At 55.4% G+C, this 9,896-nt stretch carries 14 protein-coding genes and 1 pseudogene; 7 read left to right on the plus strand and 8 right to left on the minus strand.

Features of this window, described 5'->3' with window-relative positions; all coding sequences use genetic code 11:
• Window positions 1-219, plus strand: a pseudogene (locus UW3_RS27555) (IS3 family transposase); the annotation flags it as partial.
• A 170-nt stretch (window positions 220-389) separates the two neighbouring features.
• Window positions 390-797 (plus strand): hypothetical protein, encoded by a 408-nt coding sequence (locus UW3_RS0123375; protein WP_026001487.1) that lies wholly within the window; start codon window positions 390-392, stop codon window positions 795-797.
• Between the two features lie 282 nt (window positions 798-1,079).
• On the opposite strand, the gene UW3_RS0123380 is transcribed toward UW3_RS0123375, so the two are convergent.
• On the minus strand, window positions 1,080-1,352 hold the full coding sequence (locus tag UW3_RS0123380; protein ID WP_010226148.1) for a hypothetical protein: 273 nt from the start codon (window positions 1,350-1,352) through the stop codon (window positions 1,080-1,082).
• 577 nt (window positions 1,353-1,929) lie between these two features.
• Here UW3_RS0123380 and UW3_RS0123390 point away from each other — a divergent pair.
• Complete coding sequence (locus UW3_RS0123390; protein ID WP_010226150.1) at window positions 1,930-2,496, plus strand: isochorismatase family protein; 567 nt, start codon at window positions 1,930-1,932, stop codon at window positions 2,494-2,496.
• 49 nt (window positions 2,497-2,545) lie between these two features.
• On the opposite strand, the gene UW3_RS0123395 is transcribed toward UW3_RS0123390, so the two are convergent.
• On the minus strand, window positions 2,546-3,238 hold the full coding sequence (locus UW3_RS0123395; RefSeq protein WP_237716768.1) for a formyl transferase: 693 nt from the start codon (window positions 3,236-3,238) through the stop codon (window positions 2,546-2,548).
• Window positions 3,239-3,723: 485 nt separating this feature from the next.
• On the opposite strand from UW3_RS0123395, the gene UW3_RS27565 reads away from it, so the two are divergent.
• Complete coding sequence (locus UW3_RS27565; RefSeq protein WP_010226152.1) at window positions 3,724-4,152, plus strand: hypothetical protein; 429 nt, start codon at window positions 3,724-3,726, stop codon at window positions 4,150-4,152.
• Here the strand turns inward: UW3_RS27565 and UW3_RS28455 are convergent.
• The 4 genes from UW3_RS28455 to UW3_RS0123415 all read right to left on the minus strand — a co-directional run bounded on the left by UW3_RS28455 (window position 4,094) and on the right by UW3_RS0123415 (window position 6,786).
• A complete protein-coding gene (locus UW3_RS28455; protein ID WP_010226153.1) occupies window positions 4,094-4,501 on the minus strand; it encodes a DUF3224 domain-containing protein in 408 nt (135 codons plus the stop codon). The genes UW3_RS27565 and UW3_RS28455 overlap by 59 nt on opposite strands.
• 571 nt (window positions 4,502-5,072) lie before the next feature.
• A complete protein-coding gene (locus tag UW3_RS28805) occupies window positions 5,073-5,462 on the minus strand; it encodes a hypothetical protein (protein ID WP_148276813.1) in 390 nt (129 codons plus the stop codon).
• A gap of 358 nt (window positions 5,463-5,820) precedes the next feature.
• The gene (locus UW3_RS0123410; RefSeq protein ID WP_010226154.1) at window positions 5,821-6,198 is read right to left on the minus strand and encodes a hypothetical protein; all 378 of its coding nucleotides are present in this window, start codon (window positions 6,196-6,198) and stop codon (window positions 5,821-5,823) included.
• Between the two features lie 24 nt (window positions 6,199-6,222).
• Window positions 6,223-6,786 (minus strand): hypothetical protein, encoded by a 564-nt coding sequence (locus tag UW3_RS0123415; RefSeq protein WP_010226156.1) that lies wholly within the window; start codon window positions 6,784-6,786, stop codon window positions 6,223-6,225.
• A gap of 361 nt (window positions 6,787-7,147) precedes the next feature.
• On the opposite strand from UW3_RS0123415, the gene UW3_RS29910 reads away from it, so the two are divergent.
• From UW3_RS29910 to UW3_RS27570, 3 genes are all read left to right on the plus strand, one after another.
• A complete protein-coding gene (locus UW3_RS29910) occupies window positions 7,148-7,483 on the plus strand; it encodes a hypothetical protein (RefSeq protein ID WP_237716769.1) in 336 nt (111 codons plus the stop codon).
• Window positions 7,393-8,517, plus strand: coding sequence for a site-specific integrase (locus UW3_RS0123425; protein ID WP_237716770.1), 1,125 nt, complete (start codon window positions 7,393-7,395; stop codon window positions 8,515-8,517). The genes UW3_RS29910 and UW3_RS0123425 overlap by 91 nt, the downstream gene beginning before the upstream one ends.
• A 284-nt stretch (window positions 8,518-8,801) precedes the next feature.
• Entirely contained in the window at window positions 8,802-9,107 is a 306-nt protein-coding gene (locus tag UW3_RS27570) for a hypothetical protein (RefSeq protein WP_010226160.1), read from the plus strand.
• Window positions 9,108-9,110: 3 nt separating this feature from the next.
• Here UW3_RS27570 and UW3_RS0123435 read toward each other — a convergent pair whose 3' ends face one another.
• Both UW3_RS0123435 and UW3_RS0123440 read right to left on the minus strand, forming a co-directional pair.
• Window positions 9,111-9,320 carry a hypothetical protein gene (locus tag UW3_RS0123435; RefSeq protein ID WP_010226162.1) on the minus strand — a complete coding sequence of 70 codons (210 nt, stop codon included), beginning with the start codon at window positions 9,318-9,320 and terminating at the stop codon, window positions 9,111-9,113.
• A gap of 136 nt (window positions 9,321-9,456) precedes the next feature.
• Window positions 9,457-9,810 carry a CPCC family cysteine-rich protein gene (locus UW3_RS0123440; RefSeq protein WP_081492848.1) on the minus strand — a complete coding sequence of 118 codons (354 nt, stop codon included), beginning with the start codon at window positions 9,808-9,810 and terminating at the stop codon, window positions 9,457-9,459.
• Window positions 9,811-9,896 lie beyond the last annotated feature (86 nt).

A 9,896-nucleotide genomic window follows, 5' to 3' on the forward strand; every position in this document is an offset into this window, starting at 1 on the left:
CCGGATGGCCTGACCCACACAGCGATGGAACGGTTGTTTCGCAGCCTGAAAACGGAATGGATACCGACCGTGGGCTACATGAGCGCTTCGTTAGCACCGCAGGATATCGGCCGGTTTTTGATGCAGCGCTACAACTGGCAACGGCCACATCAATTTAACAGCGGGCCGGCGCCCGCTGTGGCCGAGGAAAAACTTAACGCAGTGTCCGGGATTAGTTGACCGCTACACCCGGCGCCAGCTTGTGCAATCGGTTTAGTGACACAAGGCCTGATACCCGGACGGCTATGCAGCAGAGACACCCATGCTTCGTATAGAAAGGTTCGTATACCCCCCCTATAATCCGCGACTGCGCCCACTCCTCCAGGAGCAACTTCACTATGGAAGCAACCATGCCTCAGCCTTGGTACAGCACACGTCCCGTCCCGGTCTTCATGACTGTCTTTTACTGCTTCATCGTCTTGATTCAAGCAGGCCTTTGGATGGTCAACGAAGGATTTGAACAAACCCGACAAGGGGATATTTCGATCCTGGTGCTGCTCAATGTTTGCACCGTAGCACTTCTGATGTGCGTAGGCGGGTTGATGCTACTGGGCAGGAAAAAGAGCAGCTCGTTGTGCTTTATTCTAGCCCTGGCATTAGGCGTGACTTTCTCCCTCAGCCAGATGCGCAGCGGATCTATCGTGCACCTGCTGACGCTCCCGATGTTTAAGGAGTACGCCCTGGTTTTCGGGATCTGGGTATACAGTCTGCAACTGCGTAGCGGCAGTTATTTCTATCCAGCGCGGTCTGCTAGCTAGTCCCACAACCAAACGAGCTGGCATAAGCGAAAATCCGGATTGAACTCAGGGACGCTCCCAGACGCCACCCCGCTGATGCGTTCTCCGCCGGCCAAATGGTGCACCATCGCCTCAAGCGAAAGTGTCAGAAAGGTGCGTTGGCCTGACGTTTACGGCGTGGAGTTGAATAGTTGCGATTATTTGATGGAAGTTGGGGGCGTCGAGTCAATGTAATCCAAAATGCATTTTCGTCTGGACACATTCACAAACGCCTTAAGCTCCTCCGTCTTTTCATTCTCGGACTCACGCACGGCATAGGACTTTGCTGGCTAATAGCCTAAGGCGAGCCTCCTCCCGGGCTTGATTAGGAGCTTCATCCTCATCCAGGTAGTCCACCGGAAGGTTCCACTGCCGCGAGACCATTACTGCCGCCGCGTCGAGCGCCAATGTCTCGCAATGGCTGATCTCCTCCGTCTGAAGCTGTATTCGTCCATTTACCTTTGTCCACGCGGCGGCGGTGGAGGTGCCCAAAAGACAGAAACAAGCAAGTGCAGTCGGAATTACCTTGTCGATCATAGTGATCCATCACAAAAAGACGGGAGCCTACCACTACCCTGTCCACCCATCCAGCGTGGATGGAAAGCCAGTACCACGCCATCATCGCGCATAGTGGCGTTGTACCTCCAACGAACGGCCCCAGTCCGTTACCAATCATGTGGCAGTAGTGAACATCGACCCCAGCGGCCAGCAATCTTGGGCGTGCCGCCGAATTCACCTTGGAGGCCGCGCGCGAGGTTTGCCGACCCGCCGCCGGGCGCCGGAAGGCTTGGTCAGCCGACTGCATCGAAACCATCCGCCGGCGCCTTGTGCACCGGCACGACGTCGATCTCAAGCAGGCCCTGCGCGGCACCGGCATCAAGCTGGCCAAACCGAAGCGGTCGCGAATGCGCACGAGTATCCAGAACTGCGGCGGCTGTGGCCGTTTCGTGCCATCCCCCTGCTATGACGACTGCCGCAATTGCGGCCACGACAACCGCCCTTAGTACCCCCGCGCTGCCCGCCAGCGCCTCTCCATTTCAACGAATCCAGTTGCTGGTAAAGGTTCGTTGCAGAATACTCAGCCTACTGCGCCACCTAAAGGAGATGAAATCACATGAAGGATCAACCCAGCCCTATCCCCCTTGTTATCCTTGACGTTCAGGATGCCATTGATCGCCCAATTTGGGATGGCAAAAGTAATCCTGAGTATTTGGCGGTGATCCAACGTCTTCTCGACCTTTGGCGATCAAACGGCTGGCCAGTTCTTCACGTGAAGCACGATGAACAGACGCCTACATCCAGCTATTACGTCCATGGCCCGTGGAATGGCATCAAGAAAGACGTTGCTCCGATAAGGGGAGAAACCGTCATCATCAAACAGGAGAACTGCGCCTTCATCGGCACCGAATTGGACGCCATTCTAAAAGGTATGCAGGTAAGGCGTTTGGTGCTGACGGGCGTTGTCATTCATAACAGCATGGACGCCACAGTCCGTGCGGGAAAAGCACTCGGATACAGCATCATCCTTCCCTCAGACGCCACAACAGCCGTACCCGTCGTCGCGGCGCATGGAAAGTCCTGGGACGCCACAACCGTTCATGAACTGACGTTGGCAATACTCGGTGATGAATATGCCGAAGTCATGTCATCGGACGAAGTGATCGCACAGCTCACCCTTTGAAGCTATGAAGGTACCTGGGTAATTGCACAGACTTGCCGCCGTTCAGCTCTCAAGGAGCGCTTATCCGCAACGGAAATCCGTACGATTCGAAAAGATCCCAAACGTCCTCGCGATCGAAGAGCCGCCACCCCAGTGTCGTGAACTGCATCAGGTCATCCTCGCCGGGAAAGGAGTAGTAGGCCCCGGCAGATGGATCTTGAGACGTCCCCGTCATGGGCTCATCGCGCTCCAAGCGCCTGATTGCGTTCATGATGAGACGCGCACCTGGTTGATAAAGTGAAAGGATGTGCCACAGCAAGGAGCGCTCCTTTTCGACTGCCACACGCGCAGTCTCAATGATGCGACCAACATCAATGCCGGGACTGTCGATCCAATGAAGAGTACAACCGATCTCCGGGTCCCCGTTCAGCAGCGCCCGGAAGGTCGCGAGAACACCTCGATATTGAGGCAAGAGGCCAGAGTGAAGATTGAGGACGCCGCGTGGCGGAATTGCCAACGCTTCATTCTTCAGGATTTGACCAAAGCGGATTGAGATGAACAGATCCGCTCGCGCATCCTGCAGCATTTGCAGGCCCGCAGGATCCCTCAAGCTGGGCAATACCCGCACAGGAACCGCAAAGCGTTGCTGCAGTTCTGCAAAACCGAATCGATGCCCGCTGCTGACCTGGTCGCTCGATCCGATTAACCCAGCGGTCAAGGCATTGAAGAGGTCCTGCTCGATCAATGCCAGTTGTCCGAGCATGCGTGGCACCTTCCTGCCCGATCCCACTCTCTCCGAGAGGAATATTCCCACTGTGCTCTCGTGAATTTCGGGCAACAGGAAATTGAGAGCGAGATTGCTCTCCACGTCCCGGTTCACCAGAAAAGCGATTCGCAACTTCAGACCTCCTCCGGCAGACCTACCTTGAGATGCAGCAACGGCCAAATCAACACAAGCGGATCGATCCCATTCCCATTGTTTTGCCACGACGTATGGACGGAAGGCCCGATCTGCTCGATCAATTCCGGCATCAGACCTAGCATAGTTGCTCTTTCGTCATTGCTACGTCCCCCAGCAGCTCCTGGCCGTTCTTTGCCGATCATGGTTACAAAGCGTGCTGGTGAAATCCGATGCCATCGGGTGGTCAAGAGGAGTGCAATTGCGCAGTACCCACTGATGCGGAAGCAGTTGACCTAATTCACTAGCCCGCTGCGTCGTCAGGCGTGCCGGCCTGCATCGGTCGCCGCGTGATTGCATATAGCAAGCCGGGCACCATCACCCGCGACTGCGGACATTACCTCGGAGTCCTCCTCGACAGCGAATCTAAGAAGCGCATCCGCAACTACCACCCGACCTGGGAGATGCAGTACGGCGAGATGGCCGAAGAGCTGCCGCTGAAGCAATTCGAGGTACTCACCAACGGCATGTATGACTGGGATGATGTGAAGTACATGCTCGGCGATGCGCGTCATTACGTACGACGCGTATGGGCGGCCACTCGCCAGGCTAAGTATCGGGCCTACCAAGAGCTGGACGAGTGCTTCGAAGACGCCACAGCGATGCTCACCTTTAAAGTCCGCGCGGCCTGCCCCTCCCGCGCCCGCCAGCCAACAAAAATCAGATTTGATGATCTGGTAGCGCGTAGTCAAAATTGTATGAGTGCTGCCCATCGGTGATCGTGATGACCATACTACCAGTTAGCCCGGAAAGCGCGTCAGTACCGGAATCAGGTACGACGGTGATGGACTGAACGGGTGTCCCACGATTCATCGTCGAACTGTGTTGAAGTACGAAGCTACCGCTGCGACCGTGCAAGGTTCCATGCACAGTTTCCATGGCAACGTAGCCGGCAGAACCTTGAGTGCTGCTGCGAAAAGACAACATCTCACCCTGACTGGTGGCTTCTAGGTCACCCTGAAACTGCTTGTCCAAAGACAATCGACCGAGGCCGGTTTCTTCAGCAGCGCTGCTCAAAGCTTCCGGATTAAGTGTGATGTTGAACGGCCCTATGGCGGTGTGATGCATTTCAAGTTCCTTTTGACCCGGCCCCATGCCGGTAACCCGTAATACCCCATCCTACCTGAGTGTATGGAGCTCGACACCATACGGGCCGATCACCAATACCCCACTTCAACCAATCACGCCACCCCGGCGAGGGCGGCGCCTGCACGAAAGGACCACAACATGACCCAGCAGCACCGCATCCTGGTGGGAGTCGAAGGAGTACAGCGAGCTGGTCGAGCAGTACGACCAGAAGCTGATCGAGCTGAACAACCGCCTGCCGCTGGCAGGTTGAGGGAAAACGCCATGACCCGCACTCCTAAAAGCCTTTGGCGGAACGAATCGCAGACGCTGACGCTTTGGCTACATGCGCGAAACAACAGGCTGAAAAGAAGCGAGCCGGGCGGATGCTTTAACATCCAGCCCGGCTCCCGAACGGTTAACTCGTTGATCTACTTAATTTTGCTTTGTCCAATGGTTCCGGGGCTTTTAGATTAACGAACTACCCATTCAGGACACTAGCCGAGGAAGGTACGGCACTACTTACTATTGATCTCAAAGGCTAACTTGACCTTTACTTACCGGCCTCCGCCTCTTAGCTCGAGCGTGACTTTGTGCAAAAACTTTTGAGGATATGGTAGTTATGAGGTAAATGGTCACCGTAATACGAGACCACTTCTCCAACGACCATAAACGGTGTAAATCCTTCATAGCCACCTTCTGCGCCTTTATAATTCACATAGCCACAGACTCCTTCATAGCTTTTACCGCTAGCGAAACGCCCCTTGAATTTGTAAATAGTTTCAAATTTCGCTGAGTCGGGGTCTGAAATATGTCTGAGCAGCTTCCTTTTTGCATCGGCGATTTCGGTCTTGCTTGCAATAGAGTGCTCGACGGTGGGGGGAGCGGGTGGCGCTGGGGGAGGGAGAAGCCCGCAACCTGTAAGTGCAAGAGTGAAACCAGGTATGGTTAGTTTCTTTAACATTTTCCAAAATCCTTTTTCAAGTGACTGCGACAAGAGTCAAGATTTTTTTGTTCCTGGTCAGTCGCCGAAGCGCATGGCCGACTGTATCACGATGGTATTGACGTAGAAGTCTCTTACGAGCTGCTGCCAGAGCACTGCGGAAAAGTACGAGCAATGCCCAAGCCCAGCACCTATGACCATGAAGCCCGTTGCCCTGACAGTAGCTGATCACGAGGCCCTGGCTGAACTGCCGGTGTCTGACTGGTTCGATGTGGCGTTTGCCCCAATCAACCGCCCCTCGTACCGCTGCCAGCGCCTTTCCAAGCGAAATGGATGATGTGCATATTCGTGAAATCTGTCCTCGCCAGTGGCCCATGCGTTACCCTGCCGGCGCCATCTCGACCGCTACACAACGCCCTTTCGTCCGCACCTTCTGCACCAGTCGCGCTCTGTTGACGAACACATTGATCTCGCAACTGCCTGAGTGCTGTACGTCTTCCCAGTATTCTGCGTGCACAAGTTGCCCGTTCTGTGGCCCCGTGTAAGTACCCGCTGCTTCACGTGAGACATAGCGACTGTCACGTACATACCTAAGCACTACCATATCTTCCTCCGGCGCCAACATGATCTGTCTTGGCACACCGAAGAAGTCGATCAGTTCGCCCACCGGGCGATCTTTCCAGGCACTGCTGGCCGATAATGATGCGCAGCCACTGAGCAAGGTGGCGAGCAGGGCCAACATAAGCAATCGGTTCATAAGGTCTTCTCCCTGAAGATCGCGTTACTTAGCAGACATCTGCGTGAACCCTTCATCTATCTTCTGCATGATGGCCGTCTTGGCGGCCTCGCGGTTCAATATCTGGAAGAACTGCGGCCCTGACTTGCTCATTTGCGACGCGGACATCACACCCAAGTGCTCCATCTTCTTGGCCTGGCGTTCAGTCGGCTTACAGACAAAGTCACGGCTTTGCGCCAGCCAGGCGTCAGGTTTGCTCTGCCATTGGCTGGAATACTTCGCGTTGCGAAGCTCATTGAACACGCTGCGGAAATCCGCTGCACCCATGATGCGCACGCGGTTCTTCGCACAGTCGATTTCGACATCGTAAGCGGTGAAGTTGGGTTTACCGGGCTCTTCGTAAAGTTGATAGACGCCCAATGATTTCGCGCCACCTGGGCGATTGACGATGTGATTGGGGTCACCGTCGGCGATGAACACCTGATTCTTGCCCAAGGCACCCTGGTAGTGAACGACCCAGAAGTCGCCCATCAGCACTTCGCTCGCATGGGCACCGAGGGCACTACACAGTAATGCGGCAGGCAAAAGCTGCCTTGTAAAAGCGATCATGGGGCCGGTCCTTTGCCATTTTTTTTAGGAAATAGCTTCACACACCGAACATGAGGCAAAGGGCCATCTAGCACATTCGTCCTAAGCGTACGACCTTTTCCATTTTCTCTATCAACCTTTCATGGGGCATCACCACGAACCCAACCAGTTACGACGAAGCCCAGAAGGAAGCCTGCTGGCTCAATCAGCAGCGGGACGCCCCCTTCGACCGCTGCGCTTATGTGGTGGTCGAGATCGATGGCCGCGAGCACCTTCCCCGGCGCCTGACTTGGCGCGAACGCCTCACCGGCAAGATTCAGTAACCCCTCCCCCTACAGCAACTCAAGCCTGCCAGTAGACGTGGGCATGGAGCACTACTGCCATGAACAACGACATTGCGCCTGGAGACGTCGACAAGGTCACCGAGCAACGCATGGCTGAATTACTCGGCTGCACCAAACGAGCACTTGAAGGTCGGCGCCTACGCGGCGTACTCCCCGAAGGCATCTGGATAAAGCACCACGGCCGCATCATTTATAGCAAGAAGAGGTATGACGAATGGCTCGAAAGCCAATGGATTTACCCCCAGGGATCGACATCAACCACGGATCGCTCCGCCTCCGTTTCATGTGGGAAGGTACTCGACGCACCGAAACCCTTCCCTACCCCACGACATCGAAAGGCCTCAAAGCTGCATCCCAACTTCGCGATAAGGTAATCGGACTGATCCGGCTAGGACTTCTGGATCAAGACAAATATGCGGAGCTGTTCCCCAGCTCCGCAACAGTGGTCGGAGGCATACCGTGCTTCGGGGAGTACGCCCAGATTTGGCTCGACAGTCGTGAAATCGTTCAGGGGACCCGGAACGGCTACAAAAGCGCACTAAATCTGTACTGGATGCCGCACTTGGCATTGGTTCGCATAGATTTTCTCAACACCACCATGCTGCGCAGGCTTGTAAGCTCGATCACCTGGACATCTCCGGCCGTCAAGCGCAATGCCCTGGTCAAGCTGTCGACCATCCTGAAATCAGCTGTCGCTGATGGGCTCATCAACCGGAACCCAGCCGAACCCGTGCAGTTGCCTAAGCGCTCAAAGAAAGAGATCGACCCATTCAGGCTCGACGAGGCGAATCTGATCATCGCCAGGCTTTACGACCATTCGCACTGGATCAGCAGGATCTATGCGGCTTTTTTCGAGTTTGTGTTCTTTACCGGAGTGCGTTTATCCGAGGGCCTAGCCGTGCAGTGGCAGGACATCTACAGGGAAAAGAAGGTGGTGCGGATCCGCAGGACTATTGCCCTGGGCGAAGTGGCGGAGCGAACCAAAACCGGCCAAGAGCGGGTGGTGTTGCTCAATGAGAGGGCCTTGCAAGCCATCGACTATGCAGAGAAGTACGCCGAGCGGCGCAGGCAAGGAAAGGGACGAGTAACCGAAACGCCGTTCGTGTTCCCGCCATCGAAGAATGGAGAGTTTGTGAAACAAACTTCGGACCTTCACCATCAATGGCGACCAGTCCTCAGAGAAATGGGGGTTCGGTATCGACCACCATACAACTGCCGTCACACCTATGCGACAATATGCTTAATGTCTGGCCTCAACCCCGCATTTATCGCCCAACAGCTCGGGCATAGCGTGCAGATGCTCTTATCGACTTATGCACGTTGGATCAACTCGACCTCGGATTGGCAGGAGCTTGAAAAGCTCCAGATTGGTCTCAAATTGGTCTCAGGCTGTGAAAGCGTCACATAAGTTATTGATAGGTAAGCCCTTTGATCTCCACCGCTAACATCACCATGCGATGATTTTAGCGTTTTTAGGCGGTCTCAAGTGCAATGTTTTCGGGGGTTTCAGCCTCTCAAGCACGCACCAAAACGCATACATTGGCCCAAGAATTGGCCCAAGCTCATACCCTCCTCCGGCGTCCTGTCGACCGAACACAATCCCCCTCTCCTCCTACAGCTCGTCACCCTGAGCTGGTCAGAATTACCCTACCTCGATTACTGTATATCCAAACAGTACCGGTAGACCGCACCGTGATCATCGAAGACGACAGCTTCGCGCTGGGCATGCCCACGCCTGTTCAAATGTTGCGCCAGCATGCGCGCCTGGTCGAAGCCGAGTGCGAGCAGTTGCGGCACGAGCTCGACCGGGCTCGGGAAAACATCGAGAAGCTGGTGGCCATCCACCAGGCCCAGGCCGCCGAGATCACCAAGCTGACCGCCAGGATCGAGCGCATGACCTGGGAGCTATCCGACGCTCTGGTAGAAAACACCGAACTGAAGAATCGACATATTAGGGGCTGCCCGGCCACCTGGGGTGCAATGCCGCCGAAGGGTTAGCGCTCAGTGCAGCGTGTGTGCAGGTCCGCCAAACGACCGCAGCTGGTACTCGGTGACAGCCTGGTACAGCGACTCAGCCTCCAGCCGCAGGCGCTCGACGACCTCTTCTGGTTGACCAGCATCCTGAGCCGCATAGTAGCGGCGCAGCGCATCGATGGCCTGCCGAATCAGCGGCTCACCCGCCTCGATAACTCCCGCCAGGGTCTTCTTCACGCTGCTGCTCCGGCTATTTGATCAGAGCAGTATAGGTCAACGGCTATTCGGGCCTGGCCGCAGAGCAGCCAAATCGGCGACGACCACAAATGTCACCTTCCGACCCATTGTGGACCTAGTACGCCATTCCGCGCTGCTAGGTCCGCAGCCAATAGTAGAGGTCGTACTTCGACTTCATGTGTTGAGGATGCTGGTTGTCGGAGTCGGGATCTGGAATGGCAACTCGGCGAGCCCAGAGCGGGAACCACTCGCCATCACGCACATCGCTATCGCTAGCCACTCGCACATTCTTCGACATGGTTCGCTCGCAGGCACCGAATTGGACGAAGTTCACCTGCGCCTCAATCAAGCTACATCTATTCGGGCCACCCGCCTGGTGAGGGTAGTAGAGTTGGAACACGTCATCCTCCCAGAAACAAATTGGGCAAATTCCGTATGACCCTGGGTGTTCCTCGAAGACTGCATATCCGCAGCATGGGCACGTAAACATCAATTCTCACTTATGGGTGGCTGTCTATTCTTGGTCGATTTTAGCCACATGCCGAACGGCTGCAATGGGTCGAAAGCAGCCGTCTG

The sequence above is a fragment of the Pseudomonas donghuensis genome, assembly GCF_000259195.1.
GTDB classification, from domain to species: domain Bacteria; phylum Pseudomonadota; class Gammaproteobacteria; order Pseudomonadales; family Pseudomonadaceae; genus Aquipseudomonas; species Aquipseudomonas donghuensis.

What these genes read in the sequence shown, in the direction of transcription:
- UW3_RS28805 (WP_148276813.1), bottom strand. Translation starts at nt 5,462, where the DNA reads ATGTTAAAGAAACTAACCATACCTGGTTTCACTCTTGCACTTACAGGT.
- UW3_RS29910 (WP_237716769.1), top strand. Translation starts at nt 7,148, where the DNA reads ATGAACAACGACATTGCGCCTGGAGACGTCGACAAGGTCACCGAGCAA.
- UW3_RS28455 (WP_010226153.1), bottom strand. Translation starts at nt 4,501, where the DNA reads ATGCATCACACCGCCATAGGGCCGTTCAACATCACACTTAATCCGGAA.
- UW3_RS0123410 (WP_010226154.1), bottom strand. Translation starts at nt 6,198, where the DNA reads ATGAACCGATTGCTTATGTTGGCCCTGCTCGCCACCTTGCTCAGTGGC.
- UW3_RS0123375 (WP_026001487.1), top strand. Translation starts at nt 390, where the DNA reads ATGCCTCAGCCTTGGTACAGCACACGTCCCGTCCCGGTCTTCATGACT.
- UW3_RS0123390 (WP_010226150.1), top strand. Translation starts at nt 1,930, where the DNA reads ATGAAGGATCAACCCAGCCCTATCCCCCTTGTTATCCTTGACGTTCAG.
- UW3_RS0123440 (WP_081492848.1), bottom strand. Translation starts at nt 9,810, where the DNA reads ATGTTTACGTGCCCATGCTGCGGATATGCAGTCTTCGAGGAACACCCA.
- UW3_RS0123395 (WP_237716768.1), bottom strand. Translation starts at nt 3,238, where the DNA reads ATGCTCGGACAACTGGCATTGATCGAGCAGGACCTCTTCAATGCCTTG.
- UW3_RS0123425 (WP_237716770.1), top strand. Translation starts at nt 7,393, where the DNA reads ATGTGGGAAGGTACTCGACGCACCGAAACCCTTCCCTACCCCACGACA.
- UW3_RS0123415 (WP_010226156.1), bottom strand. Translation starts at nt 6,786, where the DNA reads ATGATCGCTTTTACAAGGCAGCTTTTGCCTGCCGCATTACTGTGTAGT.
- UW3_RS0123380 (WP_010226148.1), bottom strand. Translation starts at nt 1,352, where the DNA reads ATGATCGACAAGGTAATTCCGACTGCACTTGCTTGTTTCTGTCTTTTG.